General features: G+C 42.4%; 20 protein-coding genes. 5 read left to right on the forward strand and 15 right to left on the reverse strand.

The features are described from left to right. Nucleotides 1–138: 138 nt before the first annotated feature. Nucleotides 139–1,215, forward strand: a complete 1,077-nt coding sequence (locus tag C1E58_RS03580) for a hypothetical protein (protein ID WP_105209367.1) — start codon at nucleotides 139–141, stop codon at nucleotides 1,213–1,215. 190 nt (nucleotides 1,216–1,405) lie between these two features. Here C1E58_RS03580 and C1E58_RS03585 read toward each other — a convergent pair whose 3' ends face one another. Both C1E58_RS03585 and C1E58_RS03590 read right to left on the reverse strand, forming a co-directional pair. After that, nucleotides 1,406–2,047, reverse strand: a complete 642-nt coding sequence (locus C1E58_RS03585; protein ID WP_105209368.1) for a hypothetical protein — start codon at nucleotides 2,045–2,047, stop codon at nucleotides 1,406–1,408. Nucleotides 2,048–2,090: 43 nt separating this feature from the next. Further along, nucleotides 2,091–3,035, reverse strand: a complete 945-nt coding sequence (locus C1E58_RS03590; RefSeq protein ID WP_105209369.1) for a competence protein CoiA — start codon at nucleotides 3,033–3,035, stop codon at nucleotides 2,091–2,093. A gap of 163 nt (nucleotides 3,036–3,198) precedes the next feature. Here C1E58_RS03590 and C1E58_RS03595 point away from each other — a divergent pair, with 163 nt between their 5' ends. Then, nucleotides 3,199–6,153 carry an AAA family ATPase gene (locus C1E58_RS03595; RefSeq protein WP_105209370.1) on the forward strand — a complete coding sequence of 985 codons (2,955 nt, stop codon included), beginning with the start codon at nucleotides 3,199–3,201 and terminating at the stop codon, nucleotides 6,151–6,153. 86 nt (nucleotides 6,154–6,239) lie between these two features. On the opposite strand, the gene hutG is transcribed toward C1E58_RS03595, so the two are convergent. The 8 genes from hutG to C1E58_RS03635 all read right to left on the reverse strand — a co-directional run bounded on the left by hutG (nucleotide 6,240) and on the right by C1E58_RS03635 (nucleotide 16,360). Next, complete coding sequence (hutG, locus tag C1E58_RS03600; protein ID WP_105209371.1) at nucleotides 6,240–7,235, reverse strand: formimidoylglutamase; 996 nt, start codon at nucleotides 7,233–7,235, stop codon at nucleotides 6,240–6,242. Nucleotides 7,236–7,359: 124 nt separating this feature from the next. Then, nucleotides 7,360–8,904: a histidine ammonia-lyase gene (hutH, locus tag C1E58_RS03605; protein ID WP_161951261.1), complete on the reverse strand. Its 1,545-nt coding sequence runs from the start codon at nucleotides 8,902–8,904 to the stop codon at nucleotides 7,360–7,362. Nucleotides 8,905–8,937: 33 nt separating this feature from the next. After that, on the reverse strand, nucleotides 8,938–10,251 hold the full coding sequence (locus C1E58_RS03610; protein WP_105209373.1) for an APC family permease: 1,314 nt from the start codon (nucleotides 10,249–10,251) through the stop codon (nucleotides 8,938–8,940). A gap of 23 nt (nucleotides 10,252–10,274) precedes the next feature. Next, nucleotides 10,275–10,877, reverse strand: a complete 603-nt coding sequence (locus C1E58_RS03615) for a HutD family protein (protein ID WP_105209374.1) — start codon at nucleotides 10,875–10,877, stop codon at nucleotides 10,275–10,277. A 185-nt stretch (nucleotides 10,878–11,062) separates the two neighbouring features. Further along, on the reverse strand, nucleotides 11,063–12,736 hold the full coding sequence (locus C1E58_RS03620; protein WP_105209375.1) for a formate--tetrahydrofolate ligase: 1,674 nt from the start codon (nucleotides 12,734–12,736) through the stop codon (nucleotides 11,063–11,065). Between the two features lie 11 nt (nucleotides 12,737–12,747). Beyond that, complete coding sequence (locus C1E58_RS03625; RefSeq protein WP_105209376.1) at nucleotides 12,748–13,374, reverse strand: cyclodeaminase/cyclohydrolase family protein; 627 nt, start codon at nucleotides 13,372–13,374, stop codon at nucleotides 12,748–12,750. Nucleotides 13,375–13,385: 11 nt separating this feature from the next. After that, a complete protein-coding gene (gene ftcD, locus C1E58_RS03630; protein WP_105114266.1) occupies nucleotides 13,386–14,285 on the reverse strand; it encodes a glutamate formimidoyltransferase in 900 nt (299 codons plus the stop codon). Between the two features lie 41 nt (nucleotides 14,286–14,326). After that, nucleotides 14,327–16,360: a urocanate hydratase gene (locus C1E58_RS03635; protein ID WP_105209377.1), complete on the reverse strand. Its 2,034-nt coding sequence runs from the start codon at nucleotides 16,358–16,360 to the stop codon at nucleotides 14,327–14,329. A 234-nt stretch (nucleotides 16,361–16,594) separates the two neighbouring features. Here C1E58_RS03635 and hutI point away from each other — a divergent pair, with 234 nt between their 5' ends. Beyond that, a complete protein-coding gene (gene hutI, locus C1E58_RS03640; RefSeq protein ID WP_105209378.1) occupies nucleotides 16,595–17,845 on the forward strand; it encodes an imidazolonepropionase in 1,251 nt (416 codons plus the stop codon). Between the two features lie 558 nt (nucleotides 17,846–18,403). On the opposite strand, the gene metG is transcribed toward hutI, so the two are convergent. Together metG and C1E58_RS03660 are read right to left on the reverse strand one after the other, a co-directional pair. After that, on the reverse strand, nucleotides 18,404–20,461 hold the full coding sequence (metG, locus tag C1E58_RS03655) for a methionine--tRNA ligase (RefSeq protein ID WP_105209380.1): 2,058 nt from the start codon (nucleotides 20,459–20,461) through the stop codon (nucleotides 18,404–18,406). 119 nt (nucleotides 20,462–20,580) lie between these two features. Next, nucleotides 20,581–21,678 carry a DNA alkylation repair protein gene (locus tag C1E58_RS03660; protein ID WP_105209381.1) on the reverse strand — a complete coding sequence of 366 codons (1,098 nt, stop codon included), beginning with the start codon at nucleotides 21,676–21,678 and terminating at the stop codon, nucleotides 20,581–20,583. A 242-nt stretch (nucleotides 21,679–21,920) separates the two neighbouring features. Between C1E58_RS03660 and C1E58_RS03665 the strand changes: the two genes are divergently transcribed. Together C1E58_RS03665 and C1E58_RS03670 are read left to right on the forward strand one after the other, a co-directional pair. Then, nucleotides 21,921–22,514 carry a DUF1361 domain-containing protein gene (locus tag C1E58_RS03665; RefSeq protein ID WP_105209382.1) on the forward strand — a complete coding sequence of 198 codons (594 nt, stop codon included), beginning with the start codon at nucleotides 21,921–21,923 and terminating at the stop codon, nucleotides 22,512–22,514. Nucleotides 22,515–22,650: 136 nt separating this feature from the next. Beyond that, nucleotides 22,651–23,244: a DUF1361 domain-containing protein gene (locus C1E58_RS03670; RefSeq protein ID WP_105209383.1), complete on the forward strand. Its 594-nt coding sequence runs from the start codon at nucleotides 22,651–22,653 to the stop codon at nucleotides 23,242–23,244. A 38-nt stretch (nucleotides 23,245–23,282) separates the two neighbouring features. Here C1E58_RS03670 and C1E58_RS03675 read toward each other — a convergent pair whose 3' ends face one another. The 3 genes from C1E58_RS03675 to C1E58_RS11990 all read right to left on the reverse strand — a co-directional run bounded on the left by C1E58_RS03675 (nucleotide 23,283) and on the right by C1E58_RS11990 (nucleotide 24,533). Continuing rightward, on the reverse strand, nucleotides 23,283–24,029 hold the full coding sequence (locus tag C1E58_RS03675; protein WP_105209384.1) for a hypothetical protein: 747 nt from the start codon (nucleotides 24,027–24,029) through the stop codon (nucleotides 23,283–23,285). Between the two features lie 76 nt (nucleotides 24,030–24,105). After that, a complete protein-coding gene (locus C1E58_RS12505; protein WP_269088931.1) occupies nucleotides 24,106–24,231 on the reverse strand; it encodes a hypothetical protein in 126 nt (41 codons plus the stop codon). Between the two features lie 134 nt (nucleotides 24,232–24,365). Next, nucleotides 24,366–24,533, reverse strand: coding sequence for a hypothetical protein (locus tag C1E58_RS11990; protein ID WP_193441733.1), 168 nt, complete (start codon nucleotides 24,531–24,533; stop codon nucleotides 24,366–24,368). Nucleotides 24,534–24,542: the final 9 nt, after the last annotated feature.

The following is a 24,542-nucleotide window of genomic DNA, read 5'->3' on the forward strand; positions in this document are numbered from 1 at the left end:
TATTGTCCTATATTATAAAAGAAAATCCATATTTTATAATGCTCCATCTTCATTTCAAGTTTTTGATTATATTAACACATAAACAATTGATTTTATTTACTATTTAGGATATACTAAAAATAGAGAGGAGGTCTTCCTATGAAAAAAATCATCATCTGTATTGCACTTCTATCCTGTCTAGTTTTTCCCTTTATCGGCTGGAAACTCTACGCCTACCAGCACAACAAAATAAGCTTAACTAAGAATTCTGATTTCTACTTGGTTTATCCCGGTAAAGTCGAAGCCTTTCAACTAACTGGCCAAGAACCTCAACTCCTTCATACACAAAAAATGAATTCAGAGGGGTATTTTGGCTCTGGTGAAAATTATGTCCTAGACAATCGGTATCTAGTCTTTGCCAACGATCAGCAAAAATTCATTAACGACAATCTGATATCCATCGATTTCAATACTGGCACTGTCTTGCGAAAGCCAAGTCAGTATAGTAGCTATATCAGTGGTACAGATGGACAAAACTTTTATACAGCGGGGCCCTATCACAAACTAGCGCAATTTGACAGGAATTTTGATACCATTCAAACCCACATTTTAAACGATGACTTCATTCCAAATGCTCCAGTCATGGTAGACCAAACGTCAGTCTATTTAACTGGCTTTGTGAAAGATTTTACCCAAGAAGGACCCGAAGAAAATGTCTTGATTGTATTTGATAAGAACGATTTTTCGAAACAAGAAGTTTTCAAATACGACAATACCATAGCAACTGGAGAAGGACTTTTGGTCAATGAAACCATTTATCTCCCAAATTTAGGGAAAAAAACAAGTGAGTATGAGGACATTGAACAGTCATCCGAACTCCTAACCTTTGATACAAAAACAAAAACATTTTCGTCAGTAACTTTAGAACACCCCTCACCAAGCACACTCCATGCTCTCAAAGACGAAAACCTTCTTCTCATCGAGCACCAAAATGGCATGTTTAGCCCACTTTCCTTTACTATTTACAATACCCAAACTGGCGAGCAATCCTACCATACTTTGAAGGACTTAAATCCTCGCCCTCACTACATTGACCACATTCGCCAAATTGATGATCAATATTTGATAATCATTTTGGCAAATCAACTCCTCATTTATGATATGAAGGATCAGAAAATTGTCAGCCAGACCACCTTGTCTGAAGACTATGTCTCAGCTGTCTGGATAAATCCATAAAAAGGCTAAAAAAAATAGCATAGTGAACTTTATAAGGAAAGTTGAAACTATGCTATTTTTAACTGTTCAAATTTTAGTCTCATACTCAATGAAAATCAAAAACAGACTTGGCGACGCAGATGCATATGAACTGAAGTTCATCAAATCAAGTTAACAACGTCTGATTTTGATTTTCGAAGAGTATTAAACCTCATTCATTATCTACAAAATATGTCTCAGCATCTGCTACTGCTTCCTTGACAAAGCTGTCATAAAAGGCAAGGTTAGGAATGCCATATTTGTTTAACAAGCTATCGACATAACTACTTCCTTCTACATCTTTAACACTTCCTTTTTTCTCCTTGCCATCATACTGATGGGTGAAATTTCCTTGTAAATCAATGAGGAGGGTGCCATCATTTGCGAAAGAAATAGAGTAGCCACTTTCTACAAAATACTGTCCAACCTGCCCCTTAGCTTCACTTGCTTTATCTTCACCTTCGTATTCATCAGTTGCTACAGTAAAATCACCACTTTCGACAAAATAGGTCACCATGCAGCCGCTTGGATAGGAGAGGCTATAGTGTTCTCCAAGGGTCGAAGCTGGGGTATGGAGAAACTCCGTCCCATCGTCAAAGGTAATGCTTGTACCTCCGCCTTCTGCTACTTCCTTAGAGACTACTTTCTGACTATGTTGGGTGGTAAATTTCTGTGCCTCTTCCTCATTGATTGTTTGCACTTGCTGACTCGAGGCAGTGCTGGTTTGTCCTTCCTTATACTTTACAGCACAGGCTGATAGGCATGCCAATAAGAGTAAAGAAGCACCTATTATAGTCACTCGACTTCGTTTCATCACAAGACCTCCTTGTAAACCTTTTCTTTTATTATATCATTATTTACACATATTGTCTATAAATTATAGGTGGATACAAGACTTGTTTTCTCTGATTTTCCACTTTGTCGTAAAACTGGTCAAATGCCTGGTAAATCGGTGTCAGGTCTTGCTTGATCTGGGCAAAGCCAATGGCAGAGCGGGGCAGGCGGATTTGGGGATACCAGTCATCCAAGGACTGAGTGAGCAAGTTTTTCCCTTGCTGGTAGGCTAGCTCCTGCAACTTCATCCACTTAGGTACACGATAATAGAGCTGCTTGGTGATATAGTCTACCAAGTTTTTATCCATCGGACAGGTAAAGTAGGACAAACTTTGCTTGGCATAGGGCAGCCGAAATATATCCAGTAAATCACCCTGACCAAAGGAAAAGACTTTCGTTAGACAGTGAACCTTGCCACGCAGGTCTTCATGAATGAGGTAGCGAAGCCGCAGCTCCTTCTTCTCATCATCCAATTCCCAGAGGTGAAAGCCCATATTCATACTAAAGGAGAGAAACTGCTTGTGCAATTTGGTCAACCTATCCTTGAGCCACAAATCCTTGCCTAGCAACCAGAGAACTTGGTAACCAGCATTACAATAGGCTTGCGTCCGTTCCTGCAAACGAGAAATCGGCAGACTGGAACATTGGACCTCTAAGGCGAGTCGCTTATTCACCAATAAATCTGCTAGTTGGTTGATCTCTGGTAGGTATTTTTCCAACTCAACCGGCTCCTTTTCTGCCAGCCAACTGTAAAGCTCTGATTTGAGGGAAAGGTGCTGGGCAGATTCATTCTCCGTAAAAAACGGGCAGTCTTTCCGACTAACATGGGCAAAGTGCGGTCGCATGATTTTACCAGAACGGTAGCGGACTGGACTAGAACACTGGGGACAGTAAAAGTCTTCACCTCTCAAATCCTGAACTTCTAGGAGATTGAACAAGTGATTGGTTTTATTTTTTACGATAAACATATTTCCTCCTCATCCTATGTATTCGTAAAAGCAGTCAAGATGTTGGCAGGAAGTTGCTCATTCTATTTCAGTAGAAATCATTTCTAAACATCATAATATATCATTTGTTTTCCTTATATTTTTTTGTTATAGTAGATACAAGAACAACTGGAGGCGCTTACTTATGACAAGGTTATCTTGTTTACTATTTGGAACTCCGACTATCTTAGTCAATCAAGCGGAAATCACACCATCCTATGCCAAAATCAGTGCCCTGATTTATTATCTTATGTTAAAAGGTGAAGCCAGTCGTGAAGAGGTAGCTACACTCTTGTGGGGGGATAAAAATTCCGAGAAGGCTAGAAAAAACTTACGGAATACTATTTATCAGACCAACAGAGAGCTAGGATGTGAAGCTATTGTCAGTCCCAGCAGGTCCATGCTTGCTATCAATCCCCATATTGCTATTGCCTGTGATGTGCAGCTATTCTTGTCAGACCCTGTTCACCAGCTCCATCTCTTCAAGGGAGAGTTTCTGGAAAATTTTTATATCAAGAATTGCCAAGAGTTTGACTTTTGGATAGAAAAAATCAAGTCCCAACTGGAAAAGACCTATCTGACAGCTTGTCAGCAGTTGCTGGAAAAACAAGAGCGCTTGTCTGACTTAGAAGAAGCTGAGCACCTCATCCTTCGGATGATTAGCATGGATGAATTCAATGAAGAGCATTATCTTACCTTGATGAAACTCTATTTGGAGGAAGGACAGACACGAAAGGTTATTGAAACCTATCATCGCTTGGCACAACTATTGGATAAGGAGCTCGGAATCGGACCTGGTGAAGCGATAAAAAAACTCTATTATCAAGTCGTCAGGGATTATGCAGAGAAAAAAGACTCCCAGCTAGCTCCCAAAACCGACTACTTTTTTGGAAGAATTGAAGAAATTCATGCTATCGAACATTTCCTAGCCGCTGTCTTAGAAACTGGTAGTCGTGCCTTTTTCCTCCATGGTGAAGTTGGCTCAGGAAAACGAAGCCTGGTCCGTCAAGTTTTGGCTAACCAGGACCAACGGTTTTCTATCATTCATATCAACTGTTTACCAGAGGACCTCTACAAGCCATACTCCATTTGGCGAAAGATAAGTCATAACTATCAATGGATTTTCCAAGAGACATTGGATACAAGACTGCCTTTGGAAGAAACAAGGAACCGTGAAGACTTGATTGATGGTTTGGAAAAGACCTGTCAGAAACAAGCTCTACTGTTCTTGATTGAGGATGCTCATTGGATGGATAAAGAGAGTTTACAAGTAGTGCTGGACTGTATTCATGCTCTTAGCCGTGCTCCTCTAGCATTTCTATTCACCAGAAACTTACGGCAAAATAAGGAAATGGATTATCTTGAGCATTACCTGTATAACCATCAGCTTGCAGAAAACCTTTATTTGAAAAATTTATCCCTCGCTGACAGTCAGGACTTTTTAAAAGAACTGAGTCAGCAGGATGCTCTTTCTAATTTAGAGCAGATTTACCATTTTAGTCAAGGCAATCTCTTTCTCCTTGACCAATACGCCCAGCAAATCAGGGAGGGATGTGAATTCCATCCTCTAACGGCAGCTATTCGGTCAAAAATGGCTTTGCAGGTCCATGCCCTTGATACAAAAGAAGAGGAGTTACTCAACTACCTTTCGACCTGTAGTGCTGGAAGTGATGTTAGTCTATTGGCTAATTTAATGGGGCTAAGCCATCATGAAATGGCTGTATTGGTTGATCAGCTAACCAGCAAATCCCTTATCCTGCAAAAAGAGGTTGATGATCGACTGGAAGTACAATTTCGTCAAGCTGTCTTAGGAGAATTTCTCTACGATCAGCTACCTCTATCAAAAAGAAGAATTTTGCATGAACAAATTGCCTTTCATCTCATCCAAAAATTACAACTTCAACCCAACAACAGCGAATTATTGCTAAAGATTGCAAGGCATTTTACTGCTGCCAAGCAACCTCTGATGGCTCTGGAGTATCGTTTACAACACTTAAATCTGGCAATCAAGTCACACTACGATCTTTTTCCTTTGGGCTCTAGTAATGACCAACTAAGTGGGGGCAAGGAAGAAGAGAATGTGCTCTGGATCCAGGAACAGTTGGCTGAGGTGCGGGAAACCATGGCTCATCTCGAAAAGCTTTATGGCGACCAGCGTCAGTTCCAGCTTCTTCAAGTTCGATTTGAATTTTATGAAGGTCGCTACTATATCCGAATCGGTAATTATCAGAAGGGAGTTAGCAGTATCCGTAAGGTGATTGCCAGAGCCCATGCCCTCCATGAACAAGAATACCTACTAAAAGGCTATCGACAGTTTATCCATTACTGCATCCAGATTGAAAACATTAGTGACCTGGGCTACTATGCTGAATTAGGTCTGGAAACTGCTATAGAGGCTAATGATCACCAAGCCATCGGAATGTTTCTACGCTTTAAGGGACTTTTTAATCTCATGTTAGGGGATGAGGAGAAGGCTAGTCGTCTTCTCTACGAAGCCATTGATTGCTTTAGTCTGACAGCTTCTATGCAGAAGAAATACGCCATTCAGATTGCTGCTGCCCTAGATTACTTGGCGGAGATGGCTCAGATCCGCAGAGATTTTCTGACTGCCATCCATCTGCAAAAAGACGCTATCGAATTGATGCAAGACCAGGCTCCACAATCATCTACTCTTGGTTTTTATATCGGCTTGGGGACTTCCTACTATCATCTGCAAGATTTTGACCAGGCTTATTCCATCTTTCAGGCGTCTATTCAAGAAGTCAATCAACAGATTTATCCTTGGAAGGAAGTGCAACTCAAGCTCTATTTGGCACTACTAGGTTGCCAGAAACAAGACTACACAGGAGTTCATGACCTGCTCGATAGGAAAGAAGCCTTGATTTCTCGCTATTCTAATCCAAGAGATAAGGGCATGATTTATTACCTAATGGCAAAATTGAAGAATGAAATGAGGGACAATCCCCTACTAGAAGCTACATTTGCTCAAAAATTAGACGAGGACTTGAGCCACTACTACCACATCGCCAAACAATTCCTGAACCCTTATCGCGACCGTTTGCTTCTGGAAGATTTGGAGAATTTCATGAAAGCAAACTAAATAAGCTCAACTACAAATACAACCAAAAAGGAAGGACCTATTCAGTGATGGTCCTTCCTTTTTTCTAGTTATCCTAGGAAAAGTCTTTATTTTCTGTCGTGTGTTTGAACCAAAATCCGTGTCAGATAGAAGATAAGCGTTGCTGCTAAGTTGGCCGTATGGTTGTCTATATCATGAGGTGGAGATGTTTCAACAATATCGATACCAACAATTTTATCGCTAGCAGCCAAATACTGTAAAAGTAGAACGGCTAGGTTTGGGTCAATCCCAAGAGACTGAATGGCGCTGACACCTGGTGCAGATCCCACTGAAAAACAATCCATATCAATGGTCAGATGGATAGCCTGCTGACGCTGAATAAACTCATCTAGGTAAGAGCAAATTTTTTCATAGCCCATTACATAGAGATTTTGCCCGGTTAAAAAGGAAATATCTGCTGATTTAGCAACAAAGTCAAAGAGAAAGAGATTGGTATTGTGTTCTTGAATTCCTAAGGCTAAGTAAGGAAATTCGTAACCCCTTGTCCTACAATCATCATAAATCTGCCGAAAACCAGTACCAGAATTTGGACCTGTTTGGTCATAAGGACGAAGGTCAAAATGAGCGTCGAAATTGATAACAGCAATCGGCTCTTCCTGCTCTAAGCCAGCCTGCAGGCCCTTGTAATGTCCATAGGCCGTTTCATGTCCTCCACCCAGGACAATCGGAAAGAGGTTCAAGTCCAGCATCCGCCGAACAGCTGCAGCCAGACTGTCCTGCAATTCTGCCAAGCTGCAATTAGGCCCATCTATGTCCCCCACATCGTAAATCTTGACTTCGTTGCCCAAATGCCAAGGTAGTTTAGCTAGTTGGGTTCGGATACTACTGGCCCCCTCTACTGCTCCAACACGTCCATGATTGATATAGACACCTTTATCACTCTTAAATCCAATGATTCCAAAATGCTTGCCCTCTAAGCGTTCAAGTGTTTGGTCATTGAGATCGATAAATTCCATCACCATGCCCCATTTGGCAGTATAGAGATCATCGTCAACCCCTCTTTGATAGTAGGAATAGGTTGTTGGATAATAGTTTCTTAGCATGTTTTCTCCTAGTTATCATCTTCATCATCAAACTCTGACAGAATAGGAGGTCTTGTTCCTTGATAAGACCTCCTATTTAGTATAGCTATCTTATTACTTCCTGTCAAATTCTGATCAGGCTGGCTTAGTCATATTGGATAGTCAGAGAAACTGCCTCTTCCACTGCAGCCAAGAATTCCGGACTTTCAATCACAAGTGAAGCTTTATTGAGCTCATCGTAGATTTCAATGTCTTTGTCATTTTCGATGAAGTCAACCTGCTGTCTAAAGACTGTATAGGCTGGCTTGGTTCCCTTACCAAGTTTAGCACTATTCTCTTTCAAATCCAGAGCTTGACAAGCAGCCATGATTTCTGTTGCAAGGACACGGCGAGCATTTTTCAGTATTTCCCCTGCCTTACGAGCCGCAATTGTTCCCATGCTGACAAAGTCTTCTTGGTTTTCACAAGATGGAATAGAATCCACACTGGCTGGATGAGAAAGAACCTTGTTCTCGGAAACTAGGGCCGCACAGGCATATTGGGTAATCATAAAGCCTGAATTACAGCCAGGGTGTTTAACCAAGAAGGACGGCAATTTGCTGAGCTGGCTATTGACCAAACGCTCGACACGGCGTTCAGATACATTTCCGATTTCTGCAATCGCGATACCCAATAAATCAAATGGTTGAGCCATCGGTTCCCCGTGGAAGTTACCACCTGAAATAACGTGGCCATTCTTACAAATGATTGGATTATCCGTTACAGAATTGATTTCAATCTCTACTTTTTCCTTGACATAGGCAATCGAATCCTTGCTCGCACCATGAATTTGTGGGATACAGCGTAAGGTATATGGATCCTGCACGCGCTGAATGGTCGCCACTGTCGTGTTGCCACTGTCTTCTAAGAGATGACGAATATTTCTTGCCGTTGCAAGTTGGCCACTTTGAGGACGAATAAGATGCAATTCTTCTTCAAATGGACTAGTAATACCATTATGAACTTCCAGTGACAATGCTCCAGCAATATCTGACAATTTCAAAAGCTGGATGGCATCGTAGGTCACTAGGGCACCGATAGCTGTCAAGACAGTTGTGCCGTTAATCAGGGCCAAACCCTCTTTTGCTGCTAGGTGAATAATGTCAATACCTGCTTGCTCCATCGCTTCCTTACCTGAAAGCAACTGTCCCTTGTAATAGGCTTTCCCCAAACCTAACATTGGTAAAACCATATGAGAAAGCGGAGCAAGGTCACCTGATGCACCCAAGGAGCCTTTTTCAGGAATAAATGGATGAACCCCCTTGTTCAACATCTCCAGCAATTTTTCAACGGTTTCAAGGCGAATACCTGAATATCCTTTGACCAGAGAGTTAATCCGAATTAGCATAATAGCCCGAACCACATCCTCTGGTAAGGGATTGCCAAAACCGCTAGAATGAGTGCGAATCAAATTTTCTTGCAACTGAATAGTGTCTTCCGTAGGAATACTAACATTACAGAGGGAACCAAAACCAGTGGTCACCCCATAGACAACCCGCTTTTCCCTGACAATATCATCCACAATTTTACGCGAAGCCAAGACATCTTCCTTAGCCTCTTCTGAAATCAAGCACTGCCGACCATCTCTGGCAACAGCTACAACATCTTCTAAAGTCAAACTTTTTCCATCTAATACAAGTGGTTTTGTCATAACTTTCATCCTTTCGTTTTCAGGAGTGTTCCATTACACTTTCTTTCGTCCATGCATGAAGAAGTAAATCGCACTAGAAATTAGTAAACCGATGGCTCCATATACAAAGTTCATTGGATTGTCACCCCAAATCATAATCAAACTGATGACTACAGCAATAGTTGGAATAACTGGACCAAATGGCAGACGGAAGACCACCTGTGCATTCGGCTCATCTTTGCGTAATTTATTGACAGCCAGTGCTGTTGGAATGTATTGGAAGAAACGGAAGACAACACTGAGGGTAGCAAGAATTTCAAATGAACCTGATAACAATAGTATACAAGCAATGACACAAGAAATAATAATGGCTACAACTGGTGCATCATTGCCATTTTTACGAGCAATGGCAGCTGGCAAAAGTCCTTCTTCTGCAATGGCAGCACCGAAACGTGGCACCATAATGGATTCACCCATGTTCAGACCGGTGATGGAAATGAGAGCCCCAATAGATACCAACCAGTAGCCAGCAGGACCGATCATCTTAACAAGAGCATCTTGCACAGGAGCCTTTGTATCCATTATACCAGAACCTAGCATAGCAATGGTACCACCAATAATGAGCATATACAAAATTGAAACAATACTAATGGAACCTAATATAGCTCGAGGAACATTTTTTTCTGGATTTCGCATCTCACCAGCTACGATAGAGAGGGTTTCAAAACCGATAAAGCCATAGAAAATATAGATGGCGGTACCTGAAATCGCTCCGAGCAAGGTTTGTCCTTCAGATAATTGAACAAAAGGACTAAAGTTAGACAAACCTTGAGGGATAAAGATAAGAGCACAAAGGGAGAAGAGTATAATCGGAATTAACTTGGCAATGGTTGCTGTAATGGTAAAGACTTTGGAGGTTCTCAAACCAGCAATGTTCATCAAGGACAAGAGAATGACCAAGCCGATACTAAGTGGAATATTCATTCCCTCAAAGGCTGGGAAAGTGATGATGAACATCTTAGCAAAACCTGCTGCCATAGCCGCCCAGGCAAACATGGTCACCATCCAGCCTAAGATGCCGACATTAAAACCAATAAAGTCACCAAAAGCACGTTTAGAATATTGAAAGGCACCGCCGTTTTTTCCAAAGTACCCTGCTACCTCAGCAAAACAGACCGCCAACATGATGGTCAAGATAGCCGTTCCTAGCATAACAGCGATGGAAGCTGGACCTAGGTCCCGATAAATATTTTGCGGCAAGAGAAAGATACCAGACCCAATAACAGCGTTAATACCGTATAAGGTCGCTCCTGTCAGAGAGAATTTTGCACTCTCCTGCGTCGATAACTGTGTCTGTTTGTTTTCCATGATATGATCTCCTAAATCTTCTTCTAGATCATGTTCCTACCTAGGTCAGTAGACCTAAGTTTAGCAATCAGTGCCTTAGGCTTTTGGCAAGCTTGACAAGCAGTTAGATGAAGGGATCGGGGAGGCAACTCTTTGGTCTCTACAACCAGCAATTCCTTTGCGGCTAGATGACCACTTCCCCAACCTTCTATATGGAAATCCAAATCGACTAAGGCATAAATAAATTGAAAATCATCCCCACACTCTACTATCCAGTTGTTTTCATCCATCACCTGTAAATCAGCTTGAACACTATCGTCAAATATTATATTAAAATCCTGTGCTTTTCCTAGGCATTTAATGGATTGTTCCCCCTCAAACCGATGGATGTGATAAGGGGCCAGAGTCACTTGTTCACCACTATTCATATCCTGCAAGACAATGGTTTTATCTAAGCTTAATAAAATACGGTGATAAGAAGGTAGCGAGGTGAAGGTCGATTGTTCCGTGTCCATACTTGCTGTGGACAATCGAAATTGAAAATTTCTTTCACCATAGGAAGACTGAGCAGGAAAGAGATAGAGTTGAGTGGTTCGTCCACCTGACCAAGATGTTTCTTGGTAATCACTTGTTTTTAGAACCTGTATTCACAAGTAAAGTGCTTTTAGATAAGAGATAGTTTTTCGCTCATCAAGGCAGTTTTTTGAGAGAATACTGACTGTATTTTGAAAAAAACTAACGATGAAGAGCTGAAAAACTAGCCTTAGATGGAAGTGCTGAACTGTGAATACAGGTTCTTATTTGTTCAACTCTAATCATCCTTCCACCTCTCTTAGAAAAGACCTGTGATATTGCCCTGGTTGTCAATATCAATTTTTTCACTCGCAGGGACCTTTGGCAAACCTGGCATGGTCATAATATTGCCCGTCAAGGCGACGATAAAGCCAGCACCTGCTGAAACTTTGACATTGCTAATAGTCACTGTAAAGTCTGTCGGAGCTCCTAGTAGATTAGGGTTATCTGAGAAGGAATACTGGGTCTTGGCCATACAGATTGGATAGGAACCAAAACCTAGTCTTTCCAGTTCAGCTATTTCTTTTTTAGCAACTGCTGAGAGTTTTACCCCTTGACCACCATAGACTTTTGTCACAATTTTATGTAGTTTGGTTTCAATACTGTCTTCTACATCATAGACAAATTGGAAATGATTTTCTTCTTGAGCAAGTTGGACAACTTTCTCTGCAAGTTGACGCCCTCCTTGACCTCCATGTGCCCAAACGTCAGACAGTACTACATCAACACCACGTTTGGCACAAGCAGTAGAAACTGCCTCTAATTCTGCCTCTGTATCTAGTGGGAATTTATTGATGGCAACAACCGCAGGTAAACCATAGACTTCCTGTATATTCTCCAGATGTTTTTCAAGGTTTGGTAATCCTGCAAGCACTGCTTCTACATTTTCTTGAGCCAGATCAGACTTGGAAACTCCACCATGCATTTTAAGGGCTCGGATGGTCGCTACGAGTACGACTGCAGAAGGTCGTAAACCGCTTAGACGACACTTGATGTCAATGAATTTTTCAGCCCCTAAATCCGCCCCAAAGCCTGCTTCTGTCACCACATAATCTGCATATTTCAAGGCCAATTTGGTCGCTAGGACACTGTTACAGCCATGAGCAATATTGGCAAATGGACCTCCGTGAATAAGGGCTGGAGAGTGTTCAAGGGTTTGAACAAGGTTCGGATGAATAGCATCTTTCAAGAGTGCTGCCATTGCCCCAGCTGCCTTAAGGTCCCCAGCTGTAACTGGTTGCCCTTGGAAATTATAGCCGATAATGATTTTTTCCAGTCGTGCCTTCAAATCAGCTATATTTTCAGATAGGCATAAAATGGCCATAATCTCTGATGCAACGGTAATATCGTAACCATCTTCCCTAGGTACTCCATTTACCTTTCCATGAAGACCGTCAACAATATGGCGGAGCTGGCGGTCATTCATGTCAACTACTCGCTTCCAGGTAATTCGACGGCTATCAATTCCTAAGGTATTCCCGTGGTGAATATGATTATCAATCAAGGCTGCGAGTAGGTTATTGGCTACACCGATGGCATGAAAATCTCCAGTAAAATGCAAGTTAATATCTTCCATTGGAACAACTTGGGCATAGCCACCTCCCGCTGCGCCACCTTTAACCCCAAAGACAGGTCCTAAAGACGGCTCACGCAGGGCGATAATAGCCTTTTTACCAATAGCAGATAAGGCATCAACCAAACCGACAGAAGTTGTTGTTTTGCCTTCCCCTGCTGGAGTGGGAGAAATAGCCGTTACCAAAATCAATTTCCCATCTGGTTGATCTTTCAAGGCTTCTAACTGACGACTGTCAATTTTAGCCTTGTATCTACCATACAACGATAAACTTTCTTCTGGAATACCTAAACGTTCTGCTACCTGTCCAATGGGTTCCATTTGGACGGAATTCGCAATGTCAATATCTGATAAAACCATAGCTCCCTCCTTTACACAATACGAAGAATGTCTTCATATACTTGATCTGCTAGGTTAGAACCATCTTCTAACATCGTCTGGCCTTGTTGGCGGTAGGTTGCAACAAATTCCTCATCCTTGATACCAGATAGATTGATGAGAACATTGAGCCATGCCCCTTGCAAACTTGCCTTGAGCGAGAGGGCTGCTACCCCCAAATCACTGGCTGCATTGGTATTGGACTTGCCAACAGCTGCAGCCGTAACCTGAAGCGCCTGCAAAATCGTTTCCATCATGCCATACGGAGAGAGCGTTGCTGCCTTCAAGGCTGCCTGCATAGCCTGCCTGCGGGCTTCCTTGTCTTCCTCTGTTTCCTTAGGCATATCAAAGACAGCTGATACCTGATTAAAGGCTTCTGTGTCTTCGTCTATTGCCCGCAATAAACGCTCTTGCAAGTCACCAGCCACGGTATGAATTTCTTCAATAGTTGCTTGATAGTCCGCATACTGTTTCTTTCCAAGGGTCAACTCACACACCATTTTTGTCAATGAAATACCATTGACAGCCGAGAGGGCTGCTGCTGAGCCTCCACCTGGTGCTGGGGCATCTGATCCCAGTAATTGAGCAAATTCTGTAAGGGTTAAATCCACTAATGCCATCGATTGCACTCCTATCCTAACAAGTGATTTTCTAGTACCTGCTTGCTGTAATCAAACTCTTCCAACTGCAAGTAGTACTCTGCCACATCAACCAAGGCTTTTGCAGGTGCCAATCCAACGATTTCAGAACCAATAATCGACACACCGTATCTCTTAGCCTCAAAACGAATGGTTTCAAAGGTACGATAAAGTGAGCATTTTTCCAAGTTCACCATATTCATTGAAACCTGGGCAATATTTCTTCCTTCCAACATGACACCGATAGCTTTACAATACTTGTAGCCACCACCTGAACCACGGATGATTTTGGCAATCTTGTTGGCAATCTCTAAATTGTCTGTATCCAAATTGACATTAAAAGCAACCAGAGGCATCCGAGCGCCGACTGCTGTAACACCTGCTGTTGGATGAATCTTCCTTTCACCGAAATCAGGCGCCCAGTCTTCTTCCAATAATTTTTCAGGCATTCCTTCAAACTGACCCTTGCGGACCTTAGCCAGATTTTGTCGTTCTGGTCTGCTTGCTGCTTCTTCATAGAGGAAGACTGGAATAGCCAATTCTTTATTGATACGCTCAGCGACTTTCTTAGCCAGTTGAACACATTCTTCCATGCTGATGTCCTTTACAGGAACAAATGGAAGTACATCTGTCGCTCCCATCCTTGGGTGTTCACCTGTGTGCTTGGTCATATCAATCTTTTCACTAGCATATTTGACCAGTTGAAAAGCTCCTTCCTGAATACTTTCTTCATCTCCCACCAAAGTAAACACACTGCGGTTATGACTTTGGTCTGAAGAATAATCCAGCAAGGTCACACCTGGAACACTCTTAGCAGTCGCTACCAAGCCATCGATGATTTCCTGGTTACGTCCCTCTGAAAAATTTGGAATACATTCTACAAGTTTTGCCATTTGAAAACCTCTTTCTTATTATGATTGTTTAGCCGATTTACTTATTTTTCAAACAATTTAGCAACAGAAGACTGAATTAAGTCCTCATCAGCCAAATAAGGAATGGTGATATGGTCTGTACCTTGACGCATTTGGTTGTACTCAATAGCCGTTTCAATCGCATGGTCATTACGAGCCCAGTTCCGACGCGCTACACCACCCATGGTATCCCAAGCAATAGCTGATTTGATAATTTCATCCACCCGCTCGCTTCCATCCAATACCAGACCAAAACCACCATTGATAGACTTACCAATACCAGTACCGCCACCATTATGGAGGGCCACAAGACTCATACCACGCGCCGCATTCCCAGCGTAGCACTGAACAGCCATATCGCAAGTTACATTTGAACCATCCTTGATGTTGGAGGTTTCACGGAATGGGGAATCAGTACCTGATACATCGTGATGGTCGCGACCTAGCATAACAGGCCCGATTTTACCTTGACGAATGAGCTCATTGAACTTCAGCGCAATATTGACACGACCCATGCAATCTTGGTACAAAATCCGTGCCTGAGTTCCTACGACCAACTGATTTTTCTCAGCGTCGCGGATCCAGTTGTAATTATCACGATCTTGGTAACGACGAGTTGGATCAATCACATCCATAGCAGCCTTGTCTGTAGTAATCAAGTCCTCATGCTTGCCACTCAAGCAAACCCAGCGGAATGGACCGTAACCATAGTCAAAGAGCATCGGTCCCATGATATCTTCTACATAAGAAGGCCAGATAAAGCCATCTTTATCATCCAGACCATTCTTAGAAATTTCTTTGATACCTGAGTCATAAACTGACTTCATAAAGGCATTGCCATAATCGAAGAAATAGGTTCCTCGGTCAGTCAGGGTCTTAATAGCTTGATAATGACGTTCCAGGGTTTTATCCACTAGGACAACAAAGTTTGCCTTATCCTCTGCAAGTAAACGAGTACGCTCCTTAAAGCTGATACCGACTGGACAGTAGCCTCCATCATAGACATTGTGACAAGAGGTTTGGTCAGAGAGAAGGTCAACTGGAATATTCTTTTCAACCACATATTCCAGCAAATCTACAATATTTCCATGATAGGCGATTGAGGTAGATTGGCCTTTCTCTTTCGCAGCCAAGGCCAAGGTCAGAGCTTCTTCTGGACTTTCTGCCAACTGACTAATCCAACCTTGTGAATGGCGGGTTTCAATCCGTGACTGGTCTACCTCGGCTACAATAGCAACTGCCTTAGCAATTTCAGCAGCCTTGCCCTGAGCTCCACTCATTCCACCTAAACCAGATGAAATAAAGAGTTTTCCTGTCAAATCCCCATCATCAGCTACACCCAATTTCAAGCGACCAGCATTGAGAAGTGTATTGAAGGTACCATGAACAATTCCCTGAGGACCAATGTACATCCAGCCACCAGCTGTCATCTGACCATAATTGGTCACTCCCATTTCCTCAGCGATTTCCCAGTCCTTCATGTTGTCGTATTCACCAACCAACAAACCATTGGTAATAATGACACGCGGTGCCTCTGGTTTGGATTTAAATAGACCTAAGGGATGACCTGATTCGACCACCAAGGTCTGTTCTTCTGTCATGACCTCCAGGTATTTTTTAATCAAACAATATTGCATCCAGTTGGCACAGACCGAACCTGTTTCCCCATATGTGACTAACTCATACGGATAAAGAGCGATTTCAAAGCTGAGGTTATTATCAATCATGACCTGCATGGCCTTAGCTGCTGTACAATTTCCCTTGTACTCATCAATCGGCTTGCCATAAATTCTTTCTTTTGGACGCCAACGATAGCCATAAATCCGCCCTCGAGTTTTCAATTCTTCCAAGAACTCTGGTATGACTTCCTCATGGTATTTTTTAGGAATATACCGCAGGGCATTCTTCAAAGCAATCTCCGTCTGAGCCTGTGTCAACCTAAAGCCCCTATCTGGTGCTCGTCTGATGCCTTCCTCAAAAACGGTCTTTTCAGGCAAGACATCATCTAACTTAACGGTCATTGCTGCCGCAATATCTTTTTCTTCAAAATGTGACATACGTCTTCCTCCTTTTGAATCTAGTGCTTGATTCCTTCCCCAGAAATACACCCATCTCCGAGCAAGAATTCTCTATACATCCCTAGTTTACTTTTTATCCGTCTATATAAAGTCTGTTAATATATTGTCGACACAAACTTTTTATTTTTTGAGAAAAAAGATACATTTTTGACAAAAATTTGACGGTTTTGTATTATCCTAGAGCTAAGAACAGCATACACAGGAGGTAGCTATATGTTCGCAGATAAAATATTGACGCATTTCAATCAAGTATTTTGTCCAGCTGACCCAGGACACCCTTTATTCGGAAAGGAAATGGCAACAGCCACTATCTTAGAAGACGGCTACATAGCCATCAAGGATGGAAAAATTCTTGCAACCGGGACTGGAGAGCCTCAAGCAGACCTAGTTGGCCCTGAAACGATTCTTCTTTCATGTCAGGGAAAGGTGGCCACCCCTGGACTGATCGATTGCCATACCCACCTGGTCTATGGAGGAAGCCGAGAGCATGAATTTGCTCAGAAACTAGCTGGCGTTTCTTATCTGGATATTCTGGCAAATGGTGGAGGTATTCTGTCCACGGTTCGTGCAACCAGAAAGGCTGATTTTGATACTCTCTATCAGAAATCCTATAAACTACTGGACTACATGCTAGACCATGGTGTGACTACCGTAGAGGCTAAAAGTGGCTATGGACTGGACTGGGAAACAGAGAAAAGACAGTTGGCAGTGGTCCAGCAACTTCACAAGGATCATCCTATTGACTTGATTTCAACCTTCATGGCAGCCCATGCCATTCCAGCAGAATATAAGGGAAATAATCAAGCCTACTTGGACCTCATTATAGAAAGCATGTTGCCACAAGTTAAAGAAGAAAATTTGGCAGAATTCTGTGACATCTTCTGTGAGCAAGGAGTCTTCACAGCAGAAGAAGCCCGTAGTCTACTCACAAAAGCCAAGGACATGGGCTTTAAACTCCGTATTCATGCTGATGAGATAAAAAGTATTGGTGGGGTTGACCTGGCTGCTGAACTGGGAACAGTCAGTGCCGAGCACCTGATGGTGATTACCGACCAAGGCATTGACAAACTAAGTCAAGCTAAGGTTATCGGCAACCTTCTTCCAGCAACAACCTTTAGCCTCATGGAAGACACCTATGCACCCGCTAGAAAAATGCTGGATAAGGGCATGGCCATCACCCTTTCAACCGATAGCAATCCAGGCAGTTGCCCAACTGCTAACCTGCAATTTGTCATGCAGCTTGGCTGTTTCATGATGCGTTTAACACCAGTTGAAGTCTTGAATGCTGTGACCATCAACGCCGCCTATTCCGTAGATAGACAAGCCCATATCGGTAGCTTCCACCCAGGAAAAGATGCTGATATTAGCATCTTTGATGCACCCAATATCGACTTCCTCTTCTACTTCTTTGCTACCAACTTAAGAGACCAAGTCTATAAAAAAGGCCTCTGTGTCAGAGGGTAAAACAATAAAGGAAGCCTCCTCATTCGGAAGCTTCCTTTATTGTTATCTTATTACTCAATGAATATCAAAATCAAACTAGCTCCAAAGGTTCGGGGAACCTTTGGAGGCTGGAAATAAAGCGAACTACGTTCGCTACAAAAGGTTTGGGGAACCTTTAGGCGAACGTAGTTCGTTTCTACTGATACAGATAGAACCCTGTTACTATTTTATTTCAAGGTAACAGGCTGAAAGGCTGGGCAGAAAGTCCAGCCTCGCTTCTCAGAGTTCGTGTCAACATCTCAGCGCAGTGGTTGATTGGCAGATTTGTTCGTATTTCACACTCCCAATCTGACCTCTACGACTGATGCGAACAGGGTTCGCTTCATTTCCAACCTCCAACAGTCACTACTCTGACTGTTGGAGCTGTGCGGGGGTGGGAGTAAAATAGTCCAGTGGACTATTTTAGCCCGAACCTATTGTTTGGAAGTGAGGGGGACTCTTTTTAGACTGGTCGAGTTCTTTCCCACTCCCACTCATCAAATCAAGTCAAAAAGGTCTGAGTTTGATTTTCGAAGAGTATTACCCAATCTGACTGCCATTTGGCACTGATGGGTCTACTGTTAAGAGTGTTAAGTTGCCGTCGTGTTCGGCTGAGAGGATCATGCCCTGGCTGAGCAAGCCCATCATCTTACGTGGCTTGAGGTTAGCAACGATTTGGACTTTCTTGCCGACCAACTCTTGCTCATTTGGATAGTACTTGGCGATACCAGATAGGATTTGACGGTCCTGGCCATCACCTGCGTCCAGACGGAATTTGAGCAGCTTGTCAGAACCCTCCACCTTGGCTACTTCCTTGACTTCGGCCACGCGGATTTCCACCTTGTCGAAGTCCTCGAACTTGATCGCGGCTTTCTCGTTTTTGAGCTCCACATCAGCTGGGTCCCATTCTTTTTCTTCCTCTTGGGAAATAGCAGAGCTGCCACCCATTTGGGCTTGGATATAGGCGATTTCCTCTTCCATATCCAGACGTGGGAAGATAGGCGTGCCTTTTGCGACTACGGTCAAACCTGCTGGAAGACCTGCAAAATCAAGATTTTCAAGGTCAAATGCTGTTCCCAAACCAAGTTGTTCCATAATGGCATTTGAAGTGGTCATCATGAATGGCTGAATGAGGTGAGCCACCACACGAAGACCTGCTGTTAAGTGAGCCATGACTGCTGCCAACTTGTCACGGTCCGCTTCGTCCTTAGCCAAGACCCAAGGTGCAGTTTCATCGATGTACTTGTTGGTACGGGAGATGATATTCCAAACAGCTTCCAAGGCGCGTGGGTAGTCAACAGCTTCCATATACTTGTGGTAGCTTGCCAAGTTGTCAGCTACTACTGCCGCCAAGTCCGCATCAAAATCCGTCACATTTGCAACAAAAGTTGGTACCTGACCACCGAAATACTTGTTAATCATAGCAACCGTACGGTTGAGCAAGTTTCCAAGGTCGTTGGCCAGTTCGTAGTTAATACGACCAACATAATCTTCTGGTGTAAAGGTGCCGTCAGAGCCAACTGGCAGACTACGCATGAGGTAGTAACGCAGTGGATCCAAGCCGAAACGCTCAACCAACATTTCTGGATAGACCACATTGCCCTTAGACTTGGACATCTTACCATCTTTCATGACAAACCAACCATGAGCAACCAAGCGGTCTGGCAACTTCATATCCAACATCATGAGCATAATTGGCCAGTAAATGGAGTGGAAGCGAAGAATGTCCTTACCAACCATGTGGTAAACTGTTCCATTCCAAAACTTGTCGTAGTTGGCTGTTTCTTCCTGACCATAACCCAAGGCAGTTGCGTAGTTGAGCAGCGCATCTATCCAAACATAAACAACGTGTTTAGGATTTGACGGGACAGGTACACCCCATGTAAATGAAGTACGTGACACTGCCAAATCTTCCAAGCCTGGCTCGATGAAGTTTTTCATGATTTCATTGAGGCGGCCGTCTGGCTGGATAAAGTCTGGGTGAGCATTGAAGAACTCAACCAATTTATCCTGATACTTGCTGAGGCGAAGGAAGTAAGACTCTTCTGAAACCCAGGCTACCTCGTGACCGCTCGGAGCGATCCCGCCAGTTACCTTGCCGTTTTCATCTCGGAAGACCTCTTCTAATTGGCTCTCGGTGAAGAATTCCTCGTCTGATACGGAGTACCATCCAGAATACTCTCCCAAGTAAATGTCATCCTGCGCCAGCAATTTTTCAAAAACAGCCGCCACCACTTCCTCGTGGTAATCATCGGTCGTGCGGATGAACTTGTCGTAAGAGATGTCCAGCAAGTTCCAGAGTTCCTTGACGCCAACCGCCATGCCGTCAACGTAAGCTTGCGGTGTTAAACCAGCCTCTTTGGCCTTCTCCTCAATCTTCTGCCCGTGCTCATCAAGCCCTGTCAGATAGAAAACCTCGTGGCCCATGAGTCGCTTGTAGCGAGCCAAGACATCGCAGGCAATAGTTGTGTAGGCCGAGCCGATATGGAGCTTGCCAGACGGATAATAAATTGGTGTGGTAATATAAAACGGTGTTTTTGTCATACTTTTTCCTTTCAACTCAGGGCAAATGAAACCCTGTTCTTGATAACACCCCATTTTATCATATTTTTGTGCAAAAACAAAGTGACTTCCAATCTACAATCCAGCTCCGTAACTGATTGATTAGCCAAAAATCATATTCGGTAGAAGTTAGTCAGTTAACCGACACATCAGATTTAATCCCTAGGCTGTTTGTTCAATATAAACTCCACTTTTTCTAATTCAATGTTGTTTAGAAGCAGTCGGATATGATGTTTTCCAGAATAATGCCGACGCGTTGTTAAATCTTTCCATTGGTAATTTTTGTGGCCAGAGATAGTAATGTCCTTTACAAAATCAGTATCCTTCAGATAAAAAATCTTTTCACCAATCCGACCATTAGCTTTTTGAAATCCAAAAGCCAAACCTAACCGAAATTTACTTGGTCCAGGAGACGTAACCCTTACAGCATAGGAAATTTGACTGGTATCGCCATCATATACCTCAAGAGAAGCTATAGCTAGCTGAACTTGCTTTATCTCAAAATCCTGAGAATACCCCATAAAATCCAGCGCAGCAGGATAGCCTGTTTTAATCAATGTTCTCAAGGCTGTCTTGATGATCCAATCTGTATTGGGATCTTGATTTTTCCAAGTTTTTAAATGAGCAATCACTTCATCTGGATAAAACTTAGTCATGTCATTAAGATTATTGGCCACACTTTTTCTAACATAAAGAGATGAATCGGCTTTTAAGGTATCTAATATCTCAAAAATCTCTGTCCTATGTGTCACCAAGTCGGGGACTGCCTTTCCCCAAGGCAGGCGAAGACGTGTTCCCTCACTGGCCAATCGACGATGATGTTCATTATCTGAGAAGCTCAGCTCTTTTAAAAAAGCAAAGCTAGCATCAAAGTTGTGGTTCAAAAAATAACGAATAGCAAATTCAGATGTAGAGCCAGTGGTTAACACCGCCATTCCTTTAAAGGAATGAACCAAGTCCTCCAAGCCAAATTTCCAAATGATGTCATTAAAGAATAAATAGTCAAATCCTCGGCAAGTCGCATTCAGTTTTATCAACAAATCGACCACATCTGCGTATGGAAGCGCAAGCGTCTGATAAGTGCCATCTGCCATACGTTTAAACCGGTCCATCAATGCCAAATCCTCCCAGTCATCCTGTAAAACAGCCTGATAAAAAGACTCTGAATCAAAATTAGAATGATGCATTTGAATAGTTTTTGCGAACTCTTCTAAAAATGTCTTGTTGTACTTTAATCGTAATTCCTCTGCCATCCTAAACCTCCTTTAAAAGTTTTCTTGATTGAACATTTCCCTAAAAATATTCCCATTTAACTTTACTAGTAAAAAGTCAATTTGTGATTCCTATCAAAACATTTGACGATGTCTCATTATAGCACAAAGAGCGCATAAAAATATTTTTAATGTCCTAAAAGCTTTATAAATAATCATTCCCTCCACAATCCTACTAAGATATGTTATACTAGAAGAAGTTATGAAAAAGAATGGGGTTATCTATGTTTACACCTAAAAATCTCTTGATACATTTGTTTTTTGTTATTATTTGTGTCGGAATGCTCTTAAATGACGTTCAAAATACGGAACTCATTTGGAATATGCTCTGGGCCTTGTTGGCCTTGGACTTTGCTATTTTGGTCCGCCAAAATAATCATACTGCCAGCAAGCTCTTAATCACACCATTTTGGCTCTTCTTCTATCCAAATACCTTCTATGTGTTAACTGAGTTAGTCAATATTCAATTTTCCAGCACTGCCCTTTGGGAACGTAGTAGTTTACTCTTATTCATGCTTTATATCCCAAGTATCTTATTTGGTATCATGGCTGGTGTTGAGAGCTTAGAAGCTATTTTCAAGGGATATAATATTAAATTTTACGGACTACGTCTCTTAATTATCGGCAGTCTGTCTCTATTTGCGAGTTATGCTATTTATATCGGTCGCTATGCCAACATTCGGTCCTGGGATATTTTTATCCGCCCTGTGACAGTTTTTTCTAGCATGATTTCAGCAATTACCTGGGATACCTTCCCCTTTATCTTTGGCTTTACCCTCCTGCAAATCATGGTCTTGGTCTTTGCCGTTGATGAATAATTGAGTTGAAAGAAACAGGTTGCTGTTTCTTTTTTTAATCCAAGCTTAAACAAGTCCTAACAATGTGATGACAAGTCCCCTTTTTCTTCCTGAATATGATATACTAGCATTTATATTCTACAGAAAGAGGTTTCCTATGTTTACTAAGAAAAATGTTTTTATCCATATTTTTTTCCTCATCATCGCTGCTGGTCTAAAGCGTTATGGTGTCACAGCACCTGACTTGACTTGGAATATGTTCTTGGCTTTGGTGGCACTAGATTTTGCAATTCTCACCAACCACACAAAATCTAATATCCTCAAAATCATTACTGGCCTTCTCTGGCTCTTTTTCTACCCCAACACCTTTTACATGGTGACGGACATCGTCCACATGCACTTTGCCAACACAGTCCTTTGGCAACGGGAAAGCATGATTCTTTTCATGCTCTATGTCCCAAGTATTTTCTATGGGGTCATGACTGGCGTGGAAAGCCTGCGGCTGATTTTCTCTGCCTTCTCTATCAAGTCCTACTGGTTCAGGCTGTTTCTGATTGGCGGTCTTTCCCTTCTATCCAGCTTTGCCATTCACATCGGACGCTATGCACGGCTCAATTCATGGGACATCTTTACCAGACCAAGCTTGGTCGTCAGCGAAATGATTGAAGTCGTTTCCTGGGCCGCCCTGCCCTTCATCCTTGGCTTTACCTTTATACAAATCATGGTCCTGGTCTTTTCCGTAGACGAATAACAAAACCGGCAACAGCCTTGTACTGTTACCGGTTTTCTTTATTCTATGTGAAGTTGTTCAAAAACATCTTCCAAATCAGCTATCATTTCTTGATGAAATTCCAAATAATAGCTTTTCTGGTCAGAATCTGGCAATTTTTCAATGTCAGCTAAAATAGCTCGATAACGTTGAAGAATACTCTTACCAGCTTCGATATCCTGCTCATCCATTTGCCAATGACCTGCCGCAATAGCATCCAAATCGTCATAGGCTGACAAGACGGTTTCTGTCCACTCACGCTTGTCCTTGTTGAGGATGACAATCTTTTCTGTCAGCCATTCTTCAAACCTTTCCTCTTCTGTCAAAGACTGGTTAGTGGCGGTCTTAGTCACTCGGTCGGATTTACTGGAACGAAGGTAATTCCGATAAAACCAGAAGGCAAAAAGAATAGCTAGAATGATATTGACTGGAAAAACAAAGCTAAGGGTGAACAGTACGGTCAGCCACAAGATTAACTTAATATTCCTAGCTTCCTTTTCTGCTCTGCTATTTCGCACTTCCCAATCATCCAGTATCGTTTGGGCTTGGGCAGTATAGGTTTCAACCAATTTTGCCAATCGTAGCTTTTTCTCTGGGTCGTCTTCCAGCTCCATAGCCAAATAGGCTTGGTTGGCACGGGCCTTGGCCGCCTCATAGGTCTGGACAGTCGCCACATATTCCGCATTGCTCTTCATCTGATTCAGCAAGCGATCCGTCTGTCCTTTGATAAAAGTCCGATCTCTTGATGTTAATTTACGGTAAGGCATAGCAACCCCTTCCTGAATATCTGAAATATACTAGCATTTTGCGCTAGCCTGTGTTCTTTTGCAATGCTCGTAACTATTATTTTTTTCTGCCAAACAATAGGCATAAAATGACCCAAGCACCTGCCAATGCGATAATGATTACAGGTGAGGACCAGAGTAAGATAAAAATCCAAATAAAGAGTTTCATAAAGAGTTCTTCCATTTGTCTTTCCTCCTACTTCCTACGTCTGAGACCAATCGCTATGGCGATACAGCCCACCAGATAACAAATCGAAAATGTAAAAAATAGAAATGCTCCCATCATAAATATTCTCCTTTAATTTAGCTGATAAGATATCATAAATTTAGTTGTTTAAAAAGCTCATTTATTTTTTGTTCAATCTGTTCTAATTCTACCACAAACCATTCAGTAACAGAAACTATTTTACCCGTTGGAGAAATGGTTTCTAGTTGAACACGTTTATCGTAGAAGGCATCCTGCTTTACAACATTAAGTGTGCCCATCTTCTAATT

Origin of the sequence: Streptococcus suis (assembly GCF_002964575.1) — a bacterium.
Lineage (GTDB): Bacteria > Bacillota > Bacilli > Lactobacillales > Streptococcaceae > Streptococcus > Streptococcus suis_R.